We start from the raw sequence: 24,749 nt of genomic DNA, 5'->3' as shown, positions 1-24,749 counted from the left end.
TCAGCCCCTCGCCGGTGGTTCTAGCTGAACGTCTTCTTGAGGCTCTTGATCGAAGCCACGTAGGCCTTCGTATCTTCGTACATGCCCCTGGTGTTCACCGAGTACTGTCCCTGGTAGTAACCGGCGATCGCGTAGTCCAGGTTCTTACTGGTGCTGACCAGCTGGCGGATGATGGCGACGCCTGCCGTGGCGTTGTCGTACGGGTCCAGCAGGTTCAGCTTGCGGCCCACGAGGTCAGAGGCCCACCCGCCGGAGGACGGGATGACCTGCATGGTGCCGATCGCGTTCGCGGGTGACACCGAGCGGTGGTTGAAGCCGGATTCCTGGTAGGCGAAGGCCAGGGCCAGGGACGGTTCCACGCCCATCCGGCGCGCCGTGTCGGCCACAATCTGCTTCATCTGCTCGCGCGAGGGAACCGGTGAAGCATTGAGCAGCGCCTTGTTCTGGTTGGCGGAGCTGACCACCGCCTTCGGGTAGCTGAAGCCCAGGAACGAGCTGGGTACCAGCGGCGCGGCGGGGGTGACCGGGGTGGCCGGTTTGCTCGAGGCAGGCGTGATCGTGCCGGTGCTGGCGCCAGGAATGACGAGCTTGTTGCCGGGGTAGATGATGCTGCTCATGGTCAACCGGTTTGCCGACAGGACGGCGGAGAGCTTCACCCCGTGCCGGGCAGCGATGCCGGAGAGGGTGTCGCCGGACTTGATCGTGTAGGAGCCGGAACTGGCGGGCTTCGGTGCCGCGGGCCGGGCCGGCGCGGGCTTCGGTGCCGCGGTGCGGACCGGGGCGGATGCGGCCGTGCCGGCGCCGATCTTGATCTTTTGGCCGGGGTAGATCACCGAGCGCATGTTCAGCCCGTTGCGGCTGAAGACCTCGGACAGCTTGACGCCGTGGCGGGCAGCGATACCGCTGAGGGTGTCGCCGGGCTTGACGGTGTAAACGCTGCCGCCGCTGACGCTGGCCCGGACGGGGGCAGGCTTCGCGGGAGCCGCCTTCGCGGGCGCGGTGGCCGTACCGGTGAGCCGGATTTTCTGGCCGGGATAAATCACCGAGTTGGCGCGCAGCTTGTTCAGCGTCAGGACCGACTGGGTGCTCAGGCCGTACCTGGCGGCGATCCCGCTGATGGTGTCGCCGCGCACAATCGTGTACTGCGCCGGGGCAGAGACCTTTGCCGGGCGGAGTCCGGCGGGGAGCGTGGCCGGGACGGACCCGGCAGGGATCAGCGTGGACGGCTGCGAGGTGGGGGCCACGCCCTGGGCCTTCATGGCGGCCGCCAGCGTCGCCGGGATCGCCCGGGGACGGGCTTCCGCAGCGGCCGGCTGGGCGATCGCCAGAGAGGAAAGCACGACGGCGGGCAGCGCCGCCGTCGTCGCCGCAATCAGCGGGAGGCCGGGCCTCGGGTTGGTTTTTGGCGAACGTGACGTCGTCATGGGAAAAATCCTCTTCTCAGCGGCGGACGCTGCAGTTCAGGCCGGTGTTACTGGTGTTAACAGTGTGACTAAAGATACTGCAGTTACAAATGTGATCTAAGCGAATGTCTCATGAATTGCGGATTAGCACAAGAATTGTTTGACATTCTGCAATCACGCAACTTCGGCGCGTGTCGCCGACACCTGCCGGCCTGCCCGGACCGGCGCGGGGGAAGGTGCGCAGGGGCGGCCGGTTCGGAGTACTAAGGGGCCCGTGCCGGGACGTACTAAGTACGACTGTATTAAGAGGTCGCGGCGGCGGGTCGTGGCTGACTAGGCGCATTCCGCTCCGGCATGGCAATCTTGATCCGTGAGTACTGTAGAAAGCCTTGTAGGCGAATGGCTGCCCCTGCCCGACGTAGCCCAGCTGCTGAACGTTTCCATCACCAAGGTTCATGCCCTGCTGGACGAACGCGCGCTGGCGGCGATCCGGATCGGTGACCGGCGGATCCGCTCGGTTCCCGCGGCGTTCATCCAGGACGGCCACGCCGTGGAGAGCCTGAAGGGCACGATCGTTGTCCTCTCCGACGCCGGCTATTCGGACGAAGAACTCATCACGTGGCTGTTCACCCCGGACGAGTCCCTGCGCGGGCGTCCGATCGACGCGCTGCGCGAAGGACGCAAGACGGAAATCCGCCGCCGCGCCCAGACCATGGCCTGGTAGGCCTCCTTCCCGTTGACACAAAGGCCGTGCACGGCGCCTGGCGCTGTGCACGGCCTTTGCTGTACCCGGGTTGGCCTGCCGCCCGGCCAAGCGCTTGGCTAAGCGGTGCGGCTGACCGCGGCCTCGGCAAGCTTGCGGAGCGCCGTCTTGGGCAGCTCGTCCAGCGGCAGCAGGTCCAGGGCGTCGAAGGCGGCCCGGCCGAATTCCTCGATCAGGACCTCGGTGGCCTGCAGCGCACCGCAGTCGACGATGATCCGGCGGATTTCCTCGACATCCCCGGCGGTCAGGTCCGGGCTGCCGAGCTTGGCATCGATGAAGCTCGATTCCGCCGGCGCGGCCTGGTCGAGGGCGAACGCCACCAGCACGGTGCGCTTGCCCTCCCGGAGGTCGTCGCCGGCCGGTTTGCCGGTGGTGACCGGGTCGCCGAAGACTCCCAGCACGTCGTCGCGGAGCTGGAACGCCTCGCCGAGGGGGAGTGCGAAGGCGGAGTAGCCGCGCAGCAGCTCGTCCGAGGCGCCGGCCAGCGCACCGCCGAGGGCGAGCGGGTGCTCGGTGGAGTACTTGGCCGATTTGAAGCGGATGATCGACTGGGCCCGGCTGACGGCGCCAGCGCGGTCGCGGCGCGGCCCGGCCACCTCCTCGAGGATGTCCAGGTACTGGCCGGCCATGACCTCCGCACGCATGAGGTTGAAGATGAGGCGGGCCTGGCTGCCGGAAGCGGCCCGGTCGCCGATTTCGGTAAACGACTCCTCGCTGAAGGACAGGCAGAGGTCGCCGGTCAGGATGGCGGCGGCGTGGCCGAAGCGCTCCGGGTCCAGGGCCCAGCCCTGGCTCGCGTGCAACTCGGTGAAGCGGCGGTGCACGCTGGGGCCGCCCCGGCGGGTGTCCGACCGGTCAATAATGTCGTCGTGGATCAGCGCGGCGGCCTGGAACAGCTCCAGCGCCGAGCCGGCCGTGACCACTTCGCCGGCCCCGGCGTCGCCGCCCGCGCCGCGCCAGCCCCAGTAGCACATCAGGGCGCGGAGGCGCTTGCCGCCGGTGACCAGGTTGGAGATGGAGCCCATCAAGGGATCGATGTCCGGGGAAATGGCGGACATGACGGCGGTGCGGGCGGTCAGGAAGTCGGTCAGCTTGCCGGCGACGGCGGCCACGAAGTCCGTCTGCTCCACCCGGAGTTGTTCGGCCAGGCTCACTTGACGGACTTCGCGGCGACGTTGGCGCCGATGGTGAAAGTGGAGACGCCGGCCGTCTCCACGACGGCGAGGTTCACCGTTTCGTTGCCCCCGCGCAGGAAGTCCTTGGAGGCCACCGACCCGACTTTCTCGCCGGGGACGGCCTTGAACCCCTGGCTCTCCAGCTTCTTGCTGTAGAAGGCCACGACTCCGGCGGCCGGGGAGCTGATTTTTGCCACCAGGGCGACCGTGGCCGGGGTGTCGGTCTTGTCGAAACTGCTGGATTCCACCTGGGCGCCCGGCATCACCGGGAGCAGGGTCTTCGGGAAACCTTCCACCAGGGCGCCCACGGTGGCGGAAGTGCCGGGTTCGGCTGAGGGGCTGGGAGGGGCCGTGGCGGAGGCCTGGGCGGTGGACTGTGCCACGGACGTTGACTCCGAGGCCGTCGGCGACGACGCCGTTGTGGCCCCGGGGGCGGGGGTGCACGCGGCCAGGGCCAGCAAAGCGCCGGCGGCGGCCACTGCCGTCACGGCGCGGTTGCGCTCTCCAATAACCTTCACGGGGGTATTCCTCCTGGTGTTGACGCCGGATTCAGCCTCCAGTTTAGTCAGTCGCTGCGGCTAGGATTGATGTGTGGGGCAGGACAGCGAAAATCAGCGTGGGGAACAGAACAGCGAAGCCAGGCTTCGCGAACTCCGCCGCAGCAGCATCCTGCACGTGGACATGGACGCTTTTTTTGTCTCGGTGGAGCTCCGCAGCCGGCCGGAGCTGAAGGGCCGGCCCGTGATCGTCGGCTACCCCGCGGACCGGTCCGTGGTGCTGTCGGCGTCCTACGAGGCCCGCAAGTTCGGCGTCAAGTCCGCGATGCCGATGGCAGTCGCGGCGCGGATGTGTCCCTCGGCCATCATCATCGAACCCCGGCACAAGCTGTACTACGAAGTCTCAGGCCAGATCATGGCCATCTTCGGGTCGATCACCGACCTTGTGGAGCCGCTGAGCGTTGACGAGGCCTTCCTCGACGTCGGCGGTGCCATCCGGCGCCTCGGCCCGCCCCGGGAAATCGGCGAACTGATCCGCCGCAGGGTGGAGGGCGAGCTGGGCATTACGGCGTCGGTAGGAATTGCGGCCAGCAAGTTCGTCGCCAAGATCGCGTCCACCCGGTGCAAGCCGGACGGCCTGCTGCTGATCGGCCCGGACGAGACGGTGCCTTACCTGCACACCCTGCCGGTCAACGCGCTCTGGGGCGTCGGCGCCAAGACCGTGGAGGTGCTCGCCCGGATGGGCATCCGGACCGTCGCCGATGTGGCTGCGACGCCGCTGCCGTCCCTGCGGAAGATACTCGGAGCCACGGGCGAGCACGTCTACCGCCTGTCCTGGGGGATCGATCCCCGGCCGGTGACCCCCGTCCGGCTGGAAAAGAGCATCGGGGCGGAAGAGACGTTCGCGGTGGACACGGCCGACGACGCGCAGCTGCACCGCGAGCTGCTGCGGCTCTCGCACCGCACGGCGGAGCGGCTGCGGAGTGCCGGCATGCACGCCCGGACCGTGGCGCTCAAGCTGCGCTACGCGGATTTCTCCACGATCACCCGAAGCCGCACCGTTAGCACCCCGATCGACAGCGCCCAGTTGCTCTACGGCGTCGCGGTGCAATTGCTGGAATCCGTGGGCCAGCGGCCCATGACGGTGCGCCTGATCGGAATCCGGGCGGAGCAGCTCGAGGAAGCCGCCCAGGCGCCGCTGCAGCTTAGCCTGGACCGCCGTGATGACAACTGGCGCGCGGCCGAGCAGGCGCTGGACCGCGTCACCCGCAAGTTCGGCAACAAATCGGTCCTCCCGGCCCGGCTGCTGGACCCGGGACCCGGCCCCGGCTGAACTCACGTTCTGCGGGAACCAGGCCGTCCCGGGCGGGGTGCGGATCCGGCTGCGCGCAAGGGCCCTCCCGGCGCCGCGGAGCAGGGCTGGCGTCTTTCAGAACAGGGCGCAACAAACTATCCTTAGATATACGTAGTTTTAGAACGACCGGATCAAACGTTCGGGTTGCCGGCCAGCCAACTAAACACCTCACAGGGAACCGCGGATCCGCATTTCACCAATGACGGGAAATGGGAACGGAAAGCGGGAACCAGCCGGGAAGCCCGGTCGTTAGGGGTTTAGGGACAAAGGCCGCGTCAAGTCCGGACGTTGGCCGACTTAAGGAGGTCGTGATGCCGCTCTCGGAGCACGAACAGAAGTTGCTGGAGCAACTTGAGAAGCAGCTGCACGAGGACGATCCCAAGTTTGCCAGTTCGATGGGCTCGGATCCGGGTCGTTCCTGGTCCACCCGTCACCTGGTCATCGGGGTCCTCGGCGCCCTCGCGGGCATCCTGCTGCTGTTGCTGGGCGTCTCGTTGCAGAGCATTCTGGTGGGCGTGCTTGGCTTCGTCGTGATGGGCGCCGGCGTTTACTTCGCCACCATGCGGAGCTCAAGCGGCAAGACCAGGCCGGGCGCCGCCGGCGGAAAGCCCGGCAAACCGCGCAGTTCCTTTATGAGCAACCTTGAGGAGCGCTGGGAGGAACGGCACCGCGGGGACTCCTGAAGCAGGGCTGCGTCCGCGGCCGGCACCGAATCCTCCATTCCGCACCACTAAGACTTCCTTAGACCACGAAAGACCCGCTTCGGCGGGTCTTTCGCCGTTTAACCCGTCGCTTCCACGGGGCAACCTGGACCGGCTGCTCCGGTGTAGCCCTTTTGGGGTGCCTAAACGGCGGTTAGCCAACAGCCGACGCGCGGCCGGGGCGGCGCAAGTCCCTCCACTGCGCCCCACTTTTCCCGCTTCCCTTTATTCCCAAGGAACATTTGGGCGAAAAAGCGCCGGAAATGGGTCAAAAAACACCGGATGTCGTTGACGGGGGAGCGAAGTGGAGTAATGTGGAGGACGTAAGAGGGTAGTGGCAGCACAGGGGACGTTGGACTTCCTACAACAGACAGGCGGTGGGCCGTGTTTCTCGGCACACATTCGCCGCGTCTGGACGAAAAGGGTCGCATCATCCTCCCGGCGAAGTTCCGTGAGGAACTTGCCGCCGGCCTGGTTCTCACACGAGGCCAGGAGCGTTGCATCTACGTCTTCAGTGAGGCGGAATTCGGCCGGGTTCACGAGCAGATGCGGGAGGCTCCAATCTCCTCCAAGCAGGCTCGCGACTACATCCGCGTTTTCCTCTCTGGAGCCTCCGACGAGGTACCTGACAAGCAGGGGCGCGTGACGATTCCGCCGGCGCTCCGGGAGTACGCAGGTCTCGGCAGGGAGTTGGCCGTCATCGGCGCCGGCACCCGGGCGGAGATCTGGGACGCCCAGGCCTGGAATGAGTACCTGGCCGAAAAGGAGACCGCCTTCTCGGAAACCGACGACGCCATCCCGGGGATTCTCTAAAACCCCGCGGGCGCCGGCACCACCAGCACCACCCGTTTCTTGACCGAGATCTCCAGCCGCCCATCCGGCGGTTCACCTGGCTCACTTCCCCGGAGCCAGGCGGACCGCAGGGTAGGCGCGGATGGGGATCTGGATCAAGAAGCAGCAAGGCCGCATAGCAGGACCAAGCAGCACAATCCCCAGCAGGACCTGACAGCCACTCCGAGCAACGAAAGGACGCAGGCATGAGTGACGACTCCAACCAGGCGAAGCCTACGTCCGAACGCCATGTACCGGTCCTCAAGGACCGGTGCATCAATTTGTTGGCACCGGCTTTCGAAGCGGCCCGACGACGCGGCGAGACGCCCGTCGTCGTCGACGCCACGCTTGGCATGGGTGGCCACTCCGAAGCGATGCTGCAGCGGTTCCCGGACCTGCACCTGATCGGCATCGACCGTGACGAGGAGGCGCTCGCCCTGGCCGGGGAACGCCTGGCGCCTTTCGCCGACCGGATCGACCTGGTCCACGCGGTGTATGACGAGATCCCCGAGGTCCTGGCGGACCTGGGCTTCAACGAGGTCCACGGCATCCTGATGGACCTTGGCGTCTCCTCCCTGCAGCTGGATGAGCGGGAACGCGGCTTCGCCTATTCCTTCGACGCGCCGCTGGACATGCGGATGGACACCAGCCGCGGCCAGACCGCCGCCGACGTCGTCAACAACTACAGCGAAGAGGACCTCGTCCGGATCATCCGGAAGTGGGGCGAGGAGAAGTTCGCCGGCCGGATCGCCAACCGGATTGTGGCGGCCCGGGCGCAGAAGCCTTTCGCCACCACCGGGGAACTCGTTGAGACCATCCGCGCCGTCGTACCCGCTGGTGCTGCCAAGAGCGGCGGCCACCCCGCGAAGCGGACCTTCCAGGCGCTCCGGATCGAGGTCAACGAGGAACTCGAAGTCCTGGAGCGTGCCATCCCGGCAGCCGTGGCCGCGATCGCCCTGGGCGGCCGGGTCGTAGTGATGTCCTACCACTCGCTGGAAGACAAGATCGTCAAGGGGGTCTTCCAGGCCGGCTCCAAGTCCTCGGCCCCGCTCGGCTTCCCGGTGGAGCTCGAGGAACACAAGGCCGAACTTAAGACCCTGACGAAAGGCACCGAGGTGCCCACCGCCGCAGAAATCGCAGAAAACCCACGCGCCGCTTCCGCCAGGCTCCGCGCCGTGGAACGCATCAAAGCCAGGAGAGTCGCATGAGCACCGCCGCCGTCAACAGCTTCCCCGTTGCCACCGCTGCCACGGCCCGTGCGCTCCCGGACCTGCACCCGGCCGCGCCGGTCCGCAAATCCCGCACCCCGCTCTCCGTCGTCCGGACTGTTCCGCGCAAACGGCGGGCACCGTTCGTCGTGATGTGCTTCGGGATCCTGGCGCTGGCGCTGATGGCGGTGCTGGTCCTGAACATCTCCGTCTCCTCGGCGCAGTACCAGCTGGTGCAGCTGCGGGCCAAACAGACCACGCTGACCAAGCAGAACCAGGACCTCACCCAGCAGGTACAGAATTTCGACGCCCCGCAGAACCTGGCCGCCAAGGCCACGGAACTGGGCATGGTGGCCTCCGCCGGCAAGGGGCAGATCGACCTGTCCACCCTGTCCGTCACCGGGAAGGCCAAAGCGGCCGTCAAGGGCGACGCACCGGGCGCCGTTATTGCCGCACCGGCCGTCGCCGGCCAGATCAACGTGGTTCCCTCGGTGTCGGAGGCCGAGCCGCTGCTCAACCGCAGGCCGGCCGAGCCCAGCACCGCCCCCGCTGCCGCCGCACCGGCCGCGCCGGCCCCGGCCGTCAAGGCGCCCGCCCCGGCCGTAGACCTGCACGGTGGATCCGTCCCCGCCCCCGCGCAGAAGGCCCCCGGTAAGTAGCGGACGGGACCAACCGACCAGCCAGGCAAGCAGCAAGGAAACATCGTGGCGCAGAACACCGGCAAGGCACGCATAGGCAAGACGCCGAGCGCCACGCGGCGGTTGCGGCTCGGGCTGGGGATCATGCTCTCGCTCCTGCTGGTGGTCGGCGGGAAGCTCTTCCTGGTCCAGGGCCTCGACGTCGGCGGCATGGCCGAGGCGGCACTGCAGAACCGGCTCAAGCCGATTGAGCTGCCCGCGGAGCGCGGCAGCATCCTTGACTCCCGGGGCACGGTCCTGGCCAGCAGCGTGATCCGCTACAACGTCGTGGTGGACCAGACCGTGAACACCAACACCGAATCCTTCCCGCGGCTTGAGAAGGTCGACGGCAAGGACACGGTCGTGAAGATCTCCCGGGACCAGGGCATCGAAGAGCTCGCCGCGGTGCTGGGCATGAAAAAGGAAGACCTCAAGGCGGCGCTGACCGGGACGTCGCGCTACTACATTGTGGCCAAGGACATCCGGCCAGACGTCGAGGACCGCATATCCAAGCTTCAGATCCCCGGCATCGTCACCGAGGGCACCAGCAAGCGGGTCTACCCCAACGGCTCCGTCGCTGGCGGCATCGTGGGCTTCCTCAAGGACGGCACCACCGGCCAGGCCGGCCTCGAACAAACCCAGGACGAGGTGCTCCGGGGCACCGCGGGCAAGCGGCTCTTCGAAATCGGCGCCGACGGGCTGCGGATCCCGGTGGGCGTGGACCAGTTCACGCCGGCCGTGAACGGCAAGGACATCAAGCTCACCCTGAACTCGGACCTGCAGTACTTCGCCCAGCAGGCCATCCAGAGCCAGAAGGACAAACTCAGCGCCGAGTGGGGCATCATCGTCGTCGCCGACGCCAAAAACGGCAACATCATCGCCATGGCGGACACCGACGCGCCGGACCCCAATGACCCCGGCAAGGTTGCCGCCAAGGACCGCGGCGTCCGGGCGGTGACCGCCGCCTACGAGCCGGGCTCGGTGGAGAAGATGATCACCGCCGCGTCCGCAATCGAGGAGGGCACCGCGCGCCCGCTGGACAAATTCACCATTCCGCCGACGTACACCGTGGACGGCCAGACTTTCACTGACGCCTTCGAACACGGCACTGAGCAACGCACGCTGGCGGGCATCGTCGGCTATTCCATGAACACCGGCACGGTCATGGTGGGCCAGCGGCTCAGCAAGCAGAAGCGCCATGACTGGCTGCAGAAGTTCGGCATCGGCGAGGCGCCGGACATCGGCCTGCCCGCCGAGGCCAAGGGCATCCTGACGCCCGCCGACCAGTGGGACGGCCGCCAGCAGTACACCGTGCTGTTCGGCCAGGGCGTTGCCCAGTCGACCCTGCAAACGGTCCGCGCCTACCAGAGCATCGCCAACGGCGGCGTGATGCTCCAGCCGCGCCTGATCGACAGCTACATCAGCCCCGACGGTACCGAGGAGAAGGTCCCGGCCAAGCCCAGCCGGCAGGTCGTATCCAAGGACACCGCCCGGCAGGTGCGCGACATCCTGGAAAGCGCAGTCACCGAGGGCGAAATCAAGGACGCCGCGGTTGACGGGTACCGCGTGGGGGCCAAGACCGGCACCTCCGAGTCACCCTGCGATGACGGCAAGTCCGGTTTCTGCGGCTACACCGCCTCGATGGTGGGGATGGCGCCGATGGACGATCCGCGGTTTATTGTTGAAGTGGTCCTGCAACGGCCCAAGGGCAGCATCTACGGAATCACCAACGGGCCCGTCTTCCGTTCGGTGATGAGCCAGACGCTGCGCACGTACAACGTCGAGCCGTCCACCGGGAAGCCGGTCAGGCTGCCCCAGTACGCCAAGTAGCATCCAGCACCACGAGTCAGCAGCACCAACCAGTTCCACGCAGCACGGCCTGCGTGCGGAGCCTTTCTCCGCGCGCGGCGCCCGACGCCCCAGCACCGCAACGGAGATCCCCTTGTCAGAGCTCAATGCCCAGGACGCGGCAGCCGCGCCGTCCGGCCAGGAATCCACGTCGGCGTTCCGGCCCACGGCGGTCACCGCGGTGCCGCTCGAAACCATCGGTGAGTGGATCGGCGTCGTCGTTCCCGGAGCCTCCGCCGCCGTCCCGGTGACCGGTATCTCGCTGAACTCCCGGGCGGTCCTGCCGGGGGACCTGTACGTAGCGCTCCCCGGCGCCACCCGGCACGGCGCGGACTTCGTCTCCCAGGCGGTGGACGCCGGCGCCGTCGCGGTGCTGACCGACGACGCCGGGGCACGCCTGCTGGCGCTCTCCAACGACATCTCGGTGCCGGTGCTGCTGGCCGCAGAGCCACGCAGCCTGGTGGGGCGCCTCTCCGCACTGATCTACCGGAGCCGGCCGGAGAACGGTGCGTCGCCGGCCCTGTACGGGGTCACCGGGACCAACGGCAAGACCACCACCACCTACTTCATCAACTCCCTGTTGCAGGCGCTGGGCCAGAAAACCGGGCTGATCGGAACCATCGAGATCCTGGCCGGCGGCGAAGCGATCCCCAGCCTGCTCACCACCCCCGAGTCGACCGACGTGCACGCCCTGCTGGCGCTCATGCGCGAACGCGGCCTCGATGCGGCATCGATGGAGGTGTCCTCTCACGCCATCTCCTTCCACCGGGTCGACGGCGTGGTCTTCGACGTCGCCGGTTTCACCAACCTGACGCAGGACCACCTGGACCTGCACGGGACCATGGACGAGTATTTCGAGACCAAAGCCCGGCTCTTCACGGCGGAGCGCGCCCGCGCCGCCGTCGTGACGGTCGACGACGAATGGGGCCGGAAGCTCGCCGACGGCGCAGGCATCCCGGTCACCACGCTCTCCACGAATCCCGACGCGAACACCGGCGCAGGTGACCGCGACGCAGGCGGTCCGGCAGCGGACTGGAGGGTCGTGGACCCGCAGCCGCGCGGACTCGGCACCGAGTTTGGCCTGCGGCACCGGGACGGCACCGAGATCCGCGTGCACACCGGCCTGCCCGGAAGCTTCAACGTCGCCAACGCCGCCCTGGCCACGGCCATGGTGCTGTCCGGAGGAGCCTCCCCGGCCCAGGTGCAGGCCGCCCTCGACAGCGCGGACCCCTTCACCGTGGCCGTCCCCGGCCGCATGCAGCTCGTGGCAACGGCCCCGGCCGCCGTGGTCGACTTCGCGCATAACCCGGACGCCCTCGCCCGCGCCCTGGAGGCCGTGCGCTCACCGCAGCCGGGCTCCAGGGTGATCATCGTCTTTGGCGCCACCGGCCAGCGTGACCAGGGCAAACGCCCCGCGATGGGGGCCATCGCCGCCCGGCTCGCGGACATTGTGATCGTCAGCGACGACGACCCGCACGACGAGGACGCCGCCGCCATCCGCGCCGACGTGCTGGCCGGCGCCCTCGACGCCAAGGCCCGCGAACACGGTGACTGCACCGTCCTGGAGGTTTTCCCCCGCGACGCAGCCATCCGCAAAGCGGTGGAACTCGCCACCCCGGAGGACACCATCCTGGTCGCCGGCCGCGGCCATGAGGTCTGGCAGGAGGTAAAGGGCGTCAACCTGGCGCTCGATGACCGGGTGGAGCTGCGCTCCTCCTTGACAGCACGAGGATTCACCGTTCTCGATGACCAGCGGATAGAGTCCTAAACCGAGATGATTGCATTTACCGCGGCGGAGATCGCCGAAATAACCAACGGCCGGCTGGCCGCCGAACCGGGCATCACGCCCGGCTCTGTGGTGACCGACTCCCGCGAAGCCACGGCGGGTTCCCTCTATGTGGCCAAGCCGGGCGAAGCCGCCGACGGGCACGATTTCGTGGCCGCCGCGTTCGACCGCGGAGCTGTCCTGGCCCTCGTCCAGCGGGACGTCGCCGACGCCGACGGGCGCAACTACCCCGCCGTCGTCGTCGAAGACTCCGTGCTGGCCATGGGCGCCCTCGCCGCCGAGGCGGTCCGCCGGATCCGCGCCCGCCGCGCAGCCGGGGGAGCGGCATTCACCGTGATTGGTATCACCGGGTCCGCGGGCAAGACCACCACCAAGGACCTGCTGGCCGGAATCCTCGCCGAAGACGGCGAAACGGTCGCGCCGCAGGGCTCCTACAACGGCGAAGTCGGCGTCCCGCTGACCGTCTTCAAGGCCGGGTTCGAGACCCGCTACCTCGTGATCGAGATGGGCGCCACCGGCATCGGCCACATCCGCTACCTCGCGGACATGGTCTGCCCGGAGATCGGCGTCGTGCTCGGCGTCGGCACCGCCCACGCCGGCGAATTCGGCGGGGTCGAGAACATCGCCCTGGCCAAGGGCGAACTGGTCGAAGCCCTGCCCGCCGACGGCACGGCCGTGCTGAACCTGGACGATGCCCGGGTGGCCGCCATGGCTGCCCGGACGTCCGCTACGGTGCTCGGCTTCTCCGCGCAGGCCGCGCGGGAGGGCCAGGGTGCCGCCGTCCAGGCCGAGGACGTCGAGTTGAACGCCGCGGGCAACCCGGAATTCGACCTCCAGCTTCCGGGCGACAGCGCCCGCCACCACGTCTCGGCAAAGCTGATCGGCGCCCACCACGTGGGCAACCTGCTGGCCGCGGCCGGCGCGGCTCACGCCGCGGGGATCCCCGGCGCGCAGATCGCCGCCTCGCTGAGCGCCCAGACAGCGGCAAGCCGCTGGCGGATGGAACGCACCGAGCGGCCCGACGGTGTGACCATCATCAACGACGCCTACAACGCCAACCCCGAGTCCATGCGAGCCGCCCTGCGCACGCTCGCGGACCTGGGCCGCGGCCGCCGGACCTGGGCCGTGCTCGGCGCCATGCTGGAACTCGGCGAAGACTCCATCCGCGAGCACACTGCCGTCGGCACCCAGGTGGTCCGGCTCAATATCTCCCGGCTGCTGGTGATCGGACGCCAGGCCCGCGCCCTCTACGTCTCTGCGGTCAATGAGGGCTCCTGGGGCGACGAATGCCTGTTCGCCGAAACCGTGGACGAGGCCTACGGGATCCTGCGCTCCGAACTCGAGCCCGGTGACCTGGTCCTCTTCAAGTCCTCCAACAGCATCGGACTGCGCCACCTGGGGGATCGGATAGCATTACCCCCACTGGCGCCGGATGCGGCCGCCGGGGATCCCGCCGGGAACCCTGCTGAATCCACCGCGGGGACCACCGCCGAAGGGAGCACGCTGCCGTGATTGCACTGCTGATGGGCTCCGGCCTGGCCCTGCTGCTCTCCTTCCTGGGCACCCCGCTCTTTATCCGCTTCCTCGTCCACAAGAGCTACGGACAGTTCATCCGGGACGACGGGCCCACCTCGCACCACACCAAGCGCGGCACCCCCACCATGGGCGGCACCGTCGTCGTGGTGGCGGTGCTGGTCAGCTACGGCATCACGCACCTCGTGATGTGGATGATGAACCCCCGCTCGCCGGGCCCGTCGGCCTCCGCCCTGCTGCTGCTCTTCCTGATGGTAGGAATGGGTCTTGTGGGGTTCCTGGACGACTTCATCAAGATTTCCGCGCAGCGCAGCCTGGGCCTGAACGCCAAGGCCAAGCTGATCCTGCAGGCCGCGGTGGGCATCATCTTCGCGATCCTCGCCCTGAACTTCCCGGACGAAAACAACGTCACGCCGGCGTCATACCAGATCTCCCTGGTCCGCGATATCCCGTGGCTGAACCTGGCGTTCGGCGGCACCGTGCTGGGCGCCATCCTGTTCGTGCTCTGGTCCAACCTGATCGTCACCGCCGCCACCAACGGGGTGAACCTCACCGACGGCCTCGACGGACTGGCCGCCGGCGCGTCCGTCATGGTGTTCGGTGCCTATACGATCATCGGGATCTGGCAGAGCAACCAGGCCTGCGGCTCTCCCCGCCAGGCCGGCGCCGGCTGCTACACCGTCCGCGATCCGCTCGACCTCGCCCTGCTCGCGGCCATCCTCAGCGCCGCGCTGGTCGGCTTCCTCTGGTGGAACACGTCCCCGGCGAAGATCTTTATGGGCGACACCGGGTCGCTGGCGATCGGCGGCGCCGTCGCCGGCTTCGCGATCCTGTCCCGCACCGAACTGCTGCTCGCCTTCATCGGCGGCCTCTTCGTGCTGATCACCCTCTCGGTGATCATCCAGGTCGGCTTCTTCAAGATCACCAAGGGAAAGCGCTTCTTCAAGATGGCCCCGTTGCAGCACCACTTCGAACTCAAAGGCTGGGCGGAAGTCACCGTCGTGGTCCGGTTCTGGATTCTTTGCGGGCTCTTCGTCGCGGCCGGCCTGGGCATCTTCTACGCCGAATGGGTGGTCCTGCTGTGAGCGGCATTATTCCTGAACCGCTGTCCAGCTCGCCGCGGCTGGAGCACCTGACGAGCTGGGACTCGAACTGGGCCGGGCTCCGCGTGGTCGTCACCGGGATTGGTATTTCCGGCTTCGCCGCCGCGGACACCCTGATTGAGCTCGGCGCCCGCGTGGTCGTGGTGGATGCCGCGGACAGCGCCAAGGCGCGCGCCCAGGCGGACACCCTCCGGATTGTCGGCGCCGCCGACGTGCTCCTCGGCGAGGACGCCGTGGACACGGTGCCCAGGGTCGACGGCGAAAAGCCCGAACTGATCGTCACCTCACCCGGCTGGCGGCCCGACCAGGCCCTGCTCGCCGCTGCCGCGCGGGCGCACATCCCGGTCTGGGGCGACGTCGAACTCGCCTGGCGGGTGCGCGAACGCCAGGGCCGCAAGACCGCGGACTGGCTCACGATCACCGGCACCAACGGCAAGACCACCACCGTCGGCTTGACCGAATCGATGCTGCAGGCCGCGGGCCTGAAGGCGATCGCGGTCGGCAACGTGGGCACGCCGATCCTGGACGCCCTCCGCGACCCGGTGGACTATGACGTCTTCGCTGTTGAACTCTCCAGCTTCCAGCTGCACTGGAGCCACTCCGTGTCGCCGGTCGCGAGCGTCTGCCTCAACGTCGCCGAAGACCACGTGGACTGGCACGGCTCCTACGACTCCTACCTGGCGGACAAGGCCAAGGTCTACGAGCGCACGCAAAAGGCGTGTGTTTACAACGCCGAGCAGATCGAAACCGAGCGGATGGTCGAAGCCGCCGACGTGGTGGAGGGCTGCCGCGCGGTAGGCTTCACCACTCTCACGCCGGCGATCAGCATGCTCGGCGTCGTCGAAGGCCTGCTGGTGGACCGTGCGTTCATCCCGGAGCGCAAGGACAGCGCCGCCGAGCTGGCCGCGATGTCCGATCTGGGTCCGGTGGCGCCCCGGCACATGGTGGCCAACGCCCTGGCCGCGGCCGCCCTCGTCCGGGCCTACGGCGTCGAACCGTCCGCCGTCCGCCAGGGGCTGCAGAACTACCTGCCGGGGGACCACCGCATCCAGCCCGTCGCCCGGCACGAGGGTGTGCTCTGGATCAACGACTCCAAGGCCACCAACCCGCACGCAGCGGCGGCCTCGCTGTCCGCGTTCCAGGACGTGGTCTGGATCGCCGGAGGACTGTCCAAGGGTGTGAATTACGACTCACTGGTCCGGGACAACGCCGCCCGACTCAAGGCCGTGGTGCTGATCGGCGCGGACTCGTCGGACCTGCTGGCCTCGCTCCAGCGACACGCGCCGGATGTCCCCGTGATCGGCCAGGCCAAGGGCGAGACTGAAGACGTGCAGACTGCCGAACCGGCCCACGCCCACGCAGCCCCCTCACCGATCTTCGGTGAGACTGTGATGGCACGGGCCGTAGCATCGGCGGCGCAGCTGGCCGCCCCGGGGGACACTGTGCTGCTGGCCCCGGCAGCTGCATCCATGGATCAGTTCTCTTCCTATGCTCACCGTGGCGACGCCTTCATCGAAGCTGTCCGCGAGCTCGTGGAAGGGCAGGCTCAGACCACCGAGGAGTAGCAATGGTCAGCACGCCCACCCGTCCCGCCGCGGCACGGACGGCCTCCACCGCAGGTGGAAAACCAGCCGGGAAAGCAGGCAGCACCGCCGCCGGCGCGGCGGCCGATGCGGGGCCCCGTCCCACGCCCGTTGCCAAGGTCCGCGGCTGGTACCGCGGCTTCTGGGCGGCACTGGAAGGCACCGGCAAGTCGCGTAACGGCTCCACCTATTACCTCATCCTGGGCTCCACCCTCGCCTTGACCGCGATCGGCATCCTGATGGTGCTGTCCGCGTCGAGCGTGGAGGCGATCGCGGCGGGGGAGTCGGCCTACACCGCGGCCGGCAAGCAGAGCCTCTTCGCCGCGATCGGCCTGTTCTGCATGTTCGTGCTCTCCCGCGTCAACGTCGTCTGGCTCAAACGCGGCGCCTGGGCCGCCATCCTGGCCGCCTTCGTCCTGCTGGTCCTGGTGCTCCTGGTGGGCCGCAGCGCACTCGGCAACCAGAACTGGATCGACGTCGGACCCTTCACCTTCCAGCCTTCCGAGGCGGCCAAGCTGGCCCTCGCCCTCTGGATGGCGACGGTGCTGAATGCCAAGGCCAAGCTCCTGCATCAGGCCAAACACGCCTTGATCCCGGTGGTGCTCCCGGGAGCGGCCGGGGTCATCGGCCTGATCCTGATGGGCAACGACCTCGGCACCGCGATGATCGTCATGCTGATCACAGCCGCCGCGCTCTACTTCGCCGGGGTGCGGCTCTACCTGTTCGGCATCGCCGGAGTGGTCCTGGCCGTCGGCACCGCGGTGCTCGCCATCACCAGCCCCAACCGGGTCTGCCGCATCCTGTCCTGGACCGGCCAGACCTGCGCGGACGGCTCGGATGTGAACTACCAGTCCACCAACGGCCTCTACGCCCTGGCCTCCGGCGGGTGGTTCGGCGTGGGACTGGGCCAGAGCCGGCAAAAATACAGCTGGATCCCGGAAGCCCACAACGACTTCATTTTCGCCATCATCGGCGAGGAACTCGGCCTGATCGGCACCATCGTGGTCCTGATCCTGTTCGCGATCCTGGGCACGGCCATCTACCGCGTTGTGGTGGCGCAGCAGGGCCTGTTCCACCGGGTCCTCGCCGGCGCCATCATGGTGTGGCTGCTCGGCCAGGCCTCCGTAAACATGGCCGTCGTCACCGGCCTGCTCCCCGTGGTCGGCATCCCGCTGCCGTTCATTTCCTACGGCGGCTCGGCCTTGCTCATGTCGCTCTGTGCCATCGGCGTAGTGTTGTCCTTGGCCCGGGCCCAAATGGAACCGGACATGCAGCCGAAGGGAATGTTCAAGTTCGGGCCCGCCGGCTTCGCCAAAGTACTACGCAAGCAAGCGGCCGCGCGGCGGGACGCCAAGCGTCCGGCCGGTGCCCGCACCCAAGCCCCGAAGGCCACCGCGCCCAAAGCCCAGACAACCAAGGCCCCGGGCGCTGCGGCCCGGCCCCCGGCCGGCAGCACTGCCGTCCGGCGGCCTGGCACCCGGACGCCCGCTCCCAAGAACCCCGCACGAAAGCGTACCTAGCCCCCATGAAGACCGAGTCGCCCCTGTCCGTCGTCCTTGCCGGCGGCGGCACCGCCGGGCACATCAGCCCGCTGCTCGCCATCGCCAATGCCCTGCGTGAGGTCAACCCCGGCGCCCAGCTTCTCGCCGTCGGCACCCCGGGAGGGATGGAGGCCCGGCTGGTGCCCGCCGCCGGGCTGGAACTGGCCACGGTCAGCCGGGTCCCGTTTCCGCGCAAGCCGTCGATGGAGCTGGTGCGGCTCCCGGGCAAGCTCGCCGCCGCCGTCCGGCAGGCCGGATCCATCCTCGACGACGCCCGGGCTGACGTGCTCGTCGGCGTCGGCGGCTACGTCTGCACCCCGCTGTACCTTGCCGCGTGGCGCCGCAAGATTCCGATCGTCGTGCACGAGGCCAACACCCGGCCCGGGCTCGCCAACCGCGTCGGAGCCCGGCTGAGCCGCCACGTGGCCGTCGCGTTCGCTGAGACCAGGCTGCGCGGGGCACGGCACGTCGGCATGCCGATGCGCCGCGAGATCTCCGGCCTGGACCGGTCCGCTGCCCGGTCCGCCGCGCGCACCGCGCTCGGCCTGGACCAGGACAAACCAACCCTGATCGTCACCGGCGGCTCATCCGGGGCACAGAGCATCAACCGCGCCATCGCCGCCTCAGTCGACGCCCTGGCCGAAGCCGGCATCCAGACGCTGCACATCACCGGGCGCGGCAAGACCGTTCACGACGCCCAGGGCAAACCGCTGGCAGCGCCCGGCTACCGCCAGGTCGAGTACGTGGACGGGATGGAACTGGTCTACGCCGCCGCCGACCTGCTGCTGGCCCGCTCCGGCGCCGCGACCGTCTGCGAGGTCGCCGCCGTCGGCGTTCCGGCCGTCTTCGTCCCGCTCCCGATCGGCAACGGTGAACAGGCGCTCAACGCCGCCGGCCTGGTCAACGCCGGCGCCGCCCTCCTGGTTGAGGACAGCGCCTTCGACGCTGCCTGGATCAGCGGGCACATCACCGCGTTGCTGGGCGACCGCCCGCGGCTGGAGGCGATGGCCGCGGCCGCCGAGCAGCTCGGCATCCGGGACGCGGACCGGCGGATGGCCGCCCTCGTCCTGGAAGCCGCGCAGTCCACGCCCCGCCGCACCGCCGGGCAGTCATGACCAGACAGTTATGACCAGGCAACCACGACCAGGACGGCAAAATCCCGGGCAACGACCCGGCAGCGACATCAAACGGCAGCGACATTCAACGGCAGCGACAGTGAACAGCAGGCAGGAAGCGGTAAAGCAATGACCCAGGCCCAGAACGGCACACCGCCGGCGGCCCGCACCCAGGACTCCCTGGGCCGCGTGCACTTCATCGGCATCGGCGGGGTGGGGATGTCCGCCGTGGCCCGCATCATGGTGGCCCGCGGCATAACGGTGAGCGGTTCGGACGCCAAGGACCTGCCGGTCATGGCCGAGCTCGCCGCGGCCGGCGCGCGGATCGCGGTCGGCTACGACGCGGCGAACCTGGGCGACGCCCAGACCGTCGTCGCCGGCTCAGCCATCCGCCCGGACAACCCCGAGCTGGCCGCGGCGCGCTCCGCCGGGCTGCCGGTGCTGCACCGCTCCGAGGCCCTGGCCGCCACCATGGCGCAGGACACGGCCGTCACGGTCGCGGGGACGCACGGCAAGTCCACTACGACGTCGATGATCACGGTGCTCCTGCAGGGCGCCGGCCTGGACCCGTCCTTCGCCATCGGCGCCAACGTCCCCGCCCTGGGCGTCAACGCGGCCTCCGGAGCATCCCCGGTCTTCATCGCTGAAGCCGATGAATCGGACGGCTCCTTCCTGAACTACCGGCCGCAGATCGCGGTCGTCACCAACGTCGAGCCGGACCACCTGGACTTCTACGGCACGGCCGAGGCGGTCTACGCCTCCTTCGACCGCTTCACCGAACTCCTCCCGGCGGACGGCTTGCTGGTCGCCTGCGCCGACGACGACGGCGCCCGCGCCCTGGCGCTGCGCACCCGGGACCGCGGCAACACCCGGGTGGTCCTGTACGGCACGGCGGCGGACGCCGATGTGGTGCTGCACGACGGCGGCCCGGGCGACGTCTGGATCTCCACCGCGGCGGGGAAATTCGCCGTCGAGCTCCAGGTCCCGGGCCGGCACAACGCCCTGAATGCCGCCGCGGCGTTTGCGGTGGCTCTGGAGCTGGGCGTTGCCCCCGAAACGGCCGCCGGTGCGCTGGCCAACTTCTCCGGCGCCTCGCGCCGCTTTGAATTCAAGGGCGCCGGCCGCGGTGTGCGGGTCTACGACGACTACGCCCACCACCCCACCGAGGTGCGGGCGGCCCTGGCCGCGGCCCGCTCGGTGGCCGGCGACCACCGGGTCCACGTGCTGTTCCAGCCGCACCTGTTTTCCCGCACCCGGGAATTCGCACACGAGTTCGCCGACGCCTTGAACGCCGCGGACACCGCCCTGTTGCTCGACATCTACCCGGCCCGCGAGGATCCCATTCCCGGTGTCACCAGCCAGCTCATCGCCGACCACCTCGGCCCCGGCGGACGGCTGGTCGGTCCCGGCGAGGAGGCCGTCCGGGCCGTGCTCGAGGCCGCCGCGCCGGGGGACATTGTGCTCACAGCCGGCGCGGGCGACGTGACCGCCTACGGGCCGCGCATCGTCGACGCACTGACCCTCGGGGCGCCGGATGCCTAGCACGCGCCGGCCCGCCTACCCGTCCGGGCCGCGCGGCTCCGCTTCCGGCCGGCCGGCAGCCGGGCAGGAGGACGTCATCTCGGCGTCCAAGGCAGACCCGGCAGCCGGGGATCCGTTAGCCCCCAAGCCGTCCGGCCCGGCACCCTCAGCCGTCAACCCGGCCGGGGCCGGGGCCGGGGGAACAGAGACGCAACGCGGCAACGTGCTCGCCTTCCCGGAACCGAAGGCGAAGCGGCGCCGCCGGATCATCCTCAGCACGGTCGCGGCGATCGCAGTGCTGGCCGCGGCGATCGTGGCGGCGGCCATCTACTCGCCGTGGCTGGCCGTCCAGACGGTTACCGTGCAGGGCACCCGGATGCTCACCGCGGATCAGGTCAAGGCGGCCCTGGCGCCGTTGCAGGGCAAGCCCCTGCCGCAGATCAGCGATGACGAGGTGGGCCGGCTGTTGCGGCCGCTGGTCCAGGTCAAGGCGGTCACCACGCAGGCCCGGCCGCCCTCGACGCTGCAGGTGCGGATCACCGAGCGCGTGCCCGTGGCGCTGGTCAAGCAGGGAGCGCTCTACCAGCTGGTGGACGTCGACGGCGTCCAGCTGGGCACAACGAAGGATCCCGCATCGATCAAACTTCCGGTGATCGACGGCGGCCGGGGCGCGCTGCCCAAGGACCTGTTCCACGCCGTCACCGCGGTGCTCGGTGCGCTCCCGCCGGATGTCCTGGCCCGGCTTTCCGATGCCTCGGCCAAATCGGCGGACGCCGTCGAACTCAAGCTCGTGGACGGCAGGACGATCATCTGGGGCAACGCGGGGGACAAGGAACTGAAAGCCAGGGTGCTCTCGGCCCTGCTGAAAGCCCCGGCGGATCCGAAAAATCCGGTCGCGGTCTACGACGTGAGCGTGCCGCGCCATCCGGTCACCCGATAGCTCTCCGTCACTTACCCCGGCCCGCGGCCGGGGTATAGGCACAATGGCGCCGCCGCGGGGACGCGGCGGCGCCGATCAGCGGCAAAAAAGCAGAAACAGAGGGCATTTTCCCGGTATTCCCGCGACACGCGGAGCCGGTTATTGAATGTCCTCTGCATAGGAAATAGCGTCACAGACATGAGTTACTTGACATAACTATAACCTTCAACTGGAAGGTTAAGGTTCAAAGCTTCAAGCTCGACTCCATCAGTTTTCGCAATAGAACACGAACAAGGGACACGTAACGTGGCAGCTCCGCAGAATTACTTGGCCGTCATCAAGGTCGTCGGCATCGGCGGCGGTGGCGTGAACGCAGTCAACCGCATGATCGAGGTGGGTCTTCGCGGCGTCGAATTCATCGCCATCAATACGGACGCCCAGGCGCTGTTGATGTCCGATGCGGACGTCAAGCTCGACGTCGGACGTGAGCTGACCCGCGGCCTGGGAGCCGGTGCGAATCCTGAGGTCGGCCGGCAGGCAGCCGAGGACCACGCCGACGAGATCGAAGAGGTCATCCGTGGCGCGGACATGGTCTTCGTCACCGCCGGCGAAGGCGGCGGCACCGGCACCGGCGGCGCGCCCGTTGTGGCCCGCATTGCCCGCTCACTGGGTGCGCTGACCATCGGCGTCGTCACCCGCCCGTTCACCTTCGAGGGGCGCCGCCGGGCCGGTTCCGCCGAGGCCGGCATCGACGCCCTGCGCGACGAGGTCGACACCCTGATCGTGATCCCGAACGACCGGCTGCTGTCCATCAGCGACCGCAACGTCTCCGTGCTGGACGCGTTCCGCTCCGCCGACCAGGTGCTGCTGTCCGGTGTCCAGGGCATTACTGACCTGATCACCACGCCGGGCCTGATCAACCTCGACTTCGCGGACGTCAAGTCCGTGATGCAGGGCGCCGGCTCGGCGCTGATGGGTATCGGCTCGGCCCGCGGTGAAGACCGCGCCGTCAAGGCTGCGGAGCTGGCCATCGCCTCACCGCTGCTGGAAGCCTCCATCGATGGCGCCCATGGCGTCCTGCTCTCCATCCAGGGCGGCTCGGACCTCGGACTCTTTGAAATCAACGAGGCTGCCCGCCTGGTGCAGGAAGTGGCGCACCCCGAAGCCAACATCATCTTCGGTGCCGTGATTGACGACGCGCTCGGGGATGAAGCCCGCGTAACGGTGATCGCTGCCGGGTTCGACGACGTCAAGGCCACTTCGCCCTCGATGGACCAGTCCCAGCCGGTCCCGGCCCGTCCCGCCGCGCCCGCACCGGCTCCGGCCCAGGCTCCCGCCTCGGCGCCGGTCCAGCCGCTGCACGCCGGCGTCGGCGCGTCCGGGCTGAGCAACTGGGGCCAGCAGCGCCCCTCGGCCGTGCCGGCCGACTCGGGCTTTGACGTGGACCTTCCCTCCGTCGTCGAGCCGGACCTCTCCGGCCGCCACTCGGATGACCTCGACGTGCCGGACTTCCTGAAGTAAGCCGTCGCTTTCACACGCCGCCAAAGCACCATGGCACTGCCCTGACGGCAGTGCCATGGTGCTTTGGCGGGGTTACGGTAGTCCAGATGGGTTTTTTATTGTTTGCGGTTCCGGAAGTGGCGGTGTGCTGAGTGTTTTCCTGGCGAGCTGAGGTGCGGCCCGGCATCTGGGTGGCGTTCACCAACGTAGCGGCGGGCAACCTGGCGCTCCATGTCGGCGACGACCCGGCGCAGGTGCACCGCCGCCGGGAACTGCTTGAACAAGCCGCCGGGCTCAGCCCCCGCCGCTTCCAGTTCATGAACCAGGTGCACGGCAAGGAAGTAGCAGTCGTTGGCGGAGGCGCCCCGGCCGGGGAGCCTGGCACGCCGGCTGCGGATGCTCCTACCGCCGACGCCCTCACCGCCGACGCCATGGTGTCCGCCGGCGGGCCGCTGGCGGTTATGGTGGCGGACTGCGTGCCGATCGTCCTGGTGGGGGAGCGCGCGGCGGGCCGTGACGCGCCGCCCGTGTTCGGCGTCGTCCACGCCGGCCGTCCGGGCCTGGCCGCCGGGGTGGTCCCCGCCGCGGTGGCGCAGCTGCGTGAGCACGGCGCCACCGGGATTAGCGCGTGGATCGGTCCGTCCATCTGCGGGCAGTGCTACGAGGTGCCGGACAGCATGCGCGCGGAGGTTGCAGAGTCCGTTCCAGCGGCCTGGTGCACCACGGCCCAGGGCACGCCCGGACTGGATCTGCCGGCCGGTGTCCGCAGCCAGCTTGCGGCGGAGGGCGTCGCCGTCGAGTACTCCGGCGGTTGCACCCGGGAAGACGCAGGGCTGTACTCATACCGGCGTGACGGGCGCACCGGCCGGTTCGCGGGCCTGGTCTGGACCGCCACGCCCGCCGGGGCCCTCACGTGACGGTGCCGGCAGCGGACGCTGCTCCGGCGGACCCAAGATTGGCCCAGCTGCGCGAACGCCTTGACGTGGTCCGGCAGCGGATCGACGACGCCGTGGCCGCCGCCGGGCGCCAGTCCACCCCGGAGCTGATCGTGGTCACCAAATTCCACCCGGCCGAGGACGTCGCGCGGCTGGCCGCACTCGGCGTCACCGATGTCGGCGAAAACCGGGACCAGGAAGCGTCCGGGAAAGCCGCAGCGCTGCAGGAGCTGGACCTGCGCTGGCATTTCATCGGCCAACTGCAAAGCAACAAAGCCAAATCCGTCGTCAAGTACGCCCACGCGGTGCACTCCGTGGACCGGCCCCAGCTGGTCGCTGCCCTGGCCAAGGCGCTCCGCGCGGAGCAGGAACGCACCGGCCGCGGAGACCTCGACTGCTTCATCCAGGTCAGCCTGGACGACGACGCCGACGGCCACCGCGGCGGCGCCCTGCCGGCGGATGTCCCGGAGCTGGCCGCGCAGCTCGCGGCCGCCGCCGGACTCCGGCTGGCGGGCGTGATGGCCGTGGCGCCCCTTGGCGCAGCACCGGAGGCGGCGTTCCAAAAACTGGCGGAGATCTCGGCCCGGCTCCGCGCCGACCACCCGCAGGCCACCGGCATTTCCGCCGGAATGAGCCAGGACCTGGAAGCGGCCATCCGGTTCGGGGCGACACACCTTCGAATTGGCTCCGATATTCTCGGTCCGCGCCCGGCGTTGCGGTAGGTTCAACGTATTGGAAGGTAATGGCGGGGATTCC

At 68.8% G+C, this 24,749-nt stretch carries 21 protein-coding genes; 18 read left to right on the top strand and 3 right to left on the bottom strand.

What is annotated here, in order from left to right; all coding sequences use genetic code 11:
* Positions 1-20 precede the first annotated feature (20 nt).
* Positions 21-1,424, bottom strand: a complete 1,404-nt coding sequence (locus ABIN76_RS07500; protein ID WP_346959078.1) for a LysM peptidoglycan-binding domain-containing protein — start codon at positions 1,422-1,424, stop codon at positions 21-23.
* A 349-nt stretch (positions 1,425-1,773) separates the two neighbouring features.
* On the opposite strand from ABIN76_RS07500, the gene ABIN76_RS07495 reads away from it, so the two are divergent.
* On the top strand, positions 1,774-2,127 hold the full coding sequence (locus ABIN76_RS07495) for an Rv2175c family DNA-binding protein (protein ID WP_346959077.1): 354 nt from the start codon (positions 1,774-1,776) through the stop codon (positions 2,125-2,127).
* A 98-nt stretch (positions 2,128-2,225) separates the two neighbouring features.
* On the opposite strand, the gene ABIN76_RS07490 is transcribed toward ABIN76_RS07495, so the two are convergent.
* A complete protein-coding gene (locus ABIN76_RS07490; protein ID WP_346959076.1) occupies positions 2,226-3,320 on the bottom strand; it encodes a polyprenyl synthetase family protein in 1,095 nt (364 codons plus the stop codon).
* Entirely contained in the window at positions 3,317-3,859 is a 543-nt protein-coding gene (locus ABIN76_RS07485; RefSeq protein ID WP_346959075.1) for a hypothetical protein, read from the bottom strand. Before ABIN76_RS07485 ends, ABIN76_RS07490 begins: the two co-directional genes overlap by 4 nt.
* 73 nt (positions 3,860-3,932) lie before the next feature.
* Between ABIN76_RS07485 and dinB the strand changes: the two genes are divergently transcribed.
* The 17 genes from dinB (at position 3,933) to ABIN76_RS07400 (ending at position 24,715) form a co-directional block, all read left to right on the top strand.
* Positions 3,933-5,171 (top strand): DNA polymerase IV, encoded by a 1,239-nt coding sequence (gene dinB, locus ABIN76_RS07480; protein ID WP_346959074.1) that lies wholly within the window; start codon positions 3,933-3,935, stop codon positions 5,169-5,171.
* Between the two features lie 332 nt (positions 5,172-5,503).
* Complete coding sequence (locus tag ABIN76_RS07475) at positions 5,504-5,875, top strand: DUF3040 domain-containing protein (protein ID WP_346959073.1); 372 nt, start codon at positions 5,504-5,506, stop codon at positions 5,873-5,875.
* A 402-nt stretch (positions 5,876-6,277) separates the two neighbouring features.
* Positions 6,278-6,706 (top strand): division/cell wall cluster transcriptional repressor MraZ, encoded by a 429-nt coding sequence (mraZ, locus tag ABIN76_RS07470; RefSeq protein ID WP_056740915.1) that lies wholly within the window; start codon positions 6,278-6,280, stop codon positions 6,704-6,706.
* Positions 6,707-6,930: 224 nt separating this feature from the next.
* A complete protein-coding gene (rsmH, locus tag ABIN76_RS07465) occupies positions 6,931-7,932 on the top strand; it encodes a 16S rRNA (cytosine(1402)-N(4))-methyltransferase RsmH (RefSeq protein ID WP_346959072.1) in 1,002 nt (333 codons plus the stop codon).
* A complete protein-coding gene (locus tag ABIN76_RS07460) occupies positions 7,929-8,591 on the top strand; it encodes a hypothetical protein (RefSeq protein ID WP_346959071.1) in 663 nt (220 codons plus the stop codon). The genes rsmH and ABIN76_RS07460 overlap by 4 nt, the downstream gene beginning before the upstream one ends.
* Positions 8,592-8,636: 45 nt before the next feature.
* Positions 8,637-10,439 (top strand): penicillin-binding protein 2, encoded by a 1,803-nt coding sequence (locus ABIN76_RS07455; protein ID WP_346959070.1) that lies wholly within the window; start codon positions 8,637-8,639, stop codon positions 10,437-10,439.
* 112 nt (positions 10,440-10,551) lie between these two features.
* Positions 10,552-12,225 (top strand): UDP-N-acetylmuramoyl-L-alanyl-D-glutamate--2,6-diaminopimelate ligase, encoded by a 1,674-nt coding sequence (locus tag ABIN76_RS07450; protein WP_346959069.1) that lies wholly within the window; start codon positions 10,552-10,554, stop codon positions 12,223-12,225.
* A gap of 6 nt (positions 12,226-12,231) precedes the next feature.
* Complete coding sequence (murF, locus tag ABIN76_RS07445; protein ID WP_346959068.1) at positions 12,232-13,755, top strand: UDP-N-acetylmuramoyl-tripeptide--D-alanyl-D-alanine ligase; 1,524 nt, start codon at positions 12,232-12,234, stop codon at positions 13,753-13,755.
* Entirely contained in the window at positions 13,752-14,861 is a 1,110-nt protein-coding gene (gene mraY / locus ABIN76_RS07440) for a phospho-N-acetylmuramoyl-pentapeptide-transferase (protein ID WP_346959067.1), read from the top strand. The genes murF and mraY overlap by 4 nt, the downstream gene beginning before the upstream one ends.
* Positions 14,843-16,444, top strand: a complete 1,602-nt coding sequence (gene murD / locus ABIN76_RS07435; RefSeq protein ID WP_346959066.1) for a UDP-N-acetylmuramoyl-L-alanine--D-glutamate ligase — start codon at positions 14,843-14,845, stop codon at positions 16,442-16,444. The genes mraY and murD overlap by 19 nt, the downstream gene beginning before the upstream one ends.
* 2 nt (positions 16,445-16,446) lie before the next feature.
* On the top strand, positions 16,447-17,982 hold the full coding sequence (gene ftsW / locus ABIN76_RS07430) for a putative lipid II flippase FtsW (protein ID WP_346959065.1): 1,536 nt from the start codon (positions 16,447-16,449) through the stop codon (positions 17,980-17,982).
* Positions 17,983-17,987: 5 nt separating this feature from the next.
* Positions 17,988-19,118, top strand: a complete 1,131-nt coding sequence (gene murG, locus ABIN76_RS07425; RefSeq protein ID WP_346959064.1) for an undecaprenyldiphospho-muramoylpentapeptide beta-N-acetylglucosaminyltransferase — start codon at positions 17,988-17,990, stop codon at positions 19,116-19,118.
* 129 nt (positions 19,119-19,247) lie between these two features.
* The gene (gene murC, locus ABIN76_RS07420) at positions 19,248-20,660 is read left to right on the top strand and encodes a UDP-N-acetylmuramate--L-alanine ligase (protein WP_346959063.1); all 1,413 of its coding nucleotides are present in this window, start codon (positions 19,248-19,250) and stop codon (positions 20,658-20,660) included.
* Complete coding sequence (locus ABIN76_RS07415) at positions 20,653-21,579, top strand: cell division protein FtsQ/DivIB (protein ID WP_346959062.1); 927 nt, start codon at positions 20,653-20,655, stop codon at positions 21,577-21,579. The genes murC and ABIN76_RS07415 overlap by 8 nt, the downstream gene beginning before the upstream one ends.
* Before the next feature lie 285 nt (positions 21,580-21,864).
* Entirely contained in the window at positions 21,865-23,079 is a 1,215-nt protein-coding gene (ftsZ, locus tag ABIN76_RS07410) for a cell division protein FtsZ (RefSeq protein WP_346959061.1), read from the top strand.
* A gap of 131 nt (positions 23,080-23,210) precedes the next feature.
* On the top strand, positions 23,211-23,975 hold the full coding sequence (locus tag ABIN76_RS07405) for a polyphenol oxidase family protein (RefSeq protein WP_346959060.1): 765 nt from the start codon (positions 23,211-23,213) through the stop codon (positions 23,973-23,975).
* Positions 23,972-24,715 carry a YggS family pyridoxal phosphate-dependent enzyme gene (locus tag ABIN76_RS07400; protein WP_346959059.1) on the top strand — a complete coding sequence of 248 codons (744 nt, stop codon included), beginning with the start codon at positions 23,972-23,974 and terminating at the stop codon, positions 24,713-24,715. The genes ABIN76_RS07405 and ABIN76_RS07400 overlap by 4 nt, the downstream gene beginning before the upstream one ends.
* Positions 24,716-24,749: the final 34 nt, after the last annotated feature.

The sequence above is a fragment of the uncultured Arthrobacter sp. genome, assembly GCF_964021775.1.
In the GTDB taxonomy this organism is placed as follows: domain Bacteria; phylum Actinomycetota; class Actinomycetes; order Actinomycetales; family Micrococcaceae; genus Arthrobacter.
This window is presented reverse-complemented; position numbering and strand designations above follow the sequence as displayed.

Coding starts and splice junctions, on each gene's coding strand:
- ABIN76_RS07415 (WP_346959062.1), top strand. CDS start 20,653: ATGCCTAGCACGCGCCGGCCCGCCTACCCGTCCGGGCCGCGCGGCTCC.
- murC (WP_346959063.1), top strand. CDS start 19,248: ATGACCCAGGCCCAGAACGGCACACCGCCGGCGGCCCGCACCCAGGAC.
- ABIN76_RS07500 (WP_346959078.1), bottom strand. CDS start 1,424: ATGACGACGTCACGTTCGCCAAAAACCAACCCGAGGCCCGGCCTCCCG.
- murF (WP_346959068.1), top strand. CDS start 12,232: ATGATTGCATTTACCGCGGCGGAGATCGCCGAAATAACCAACGGCCGG.
- ftsW (WP_346959065.1), top strand. CDS start 16,447: ATGGTCAGCACGCCCACCCGTCCCGCCGCGGCACGGACGGCCTCCACC.
- ABIN76_RS07460 (WP_346959071.1), top strand. CDS start 7,929: ATGAGCACCGCCGCCGTCAACAGCTTCCCCGTTGCCACCGCTGCCACG.
- ABIN76_RS07475 (WP_346959073.1), top strand. CDS start 5,504: ATGCCGCTCTCGGAGCACGAACAGAAGTTGCTGGAGCAACTTGAGAAG.
- murD (WP_346959066.1), top strand. CDS start 14,843: ATGGGTGGTCCTGCTGTGAGCGGCATTATTCCTGAACCGCTGTCCAGC.
- murG (WP_346959064.1), top strand. CDS start 17,988: ATGAAGACCGAGTCGCCCCTGTCCGTCGTCCTTGCCGGCGGCGGCACC.
- rsmH (WP_346959072.1), top strand. CDS start 6,931: ATGAGTGACGACTCCAACCAGGCGAAGCCTACGTCCGAACGCCATGTA.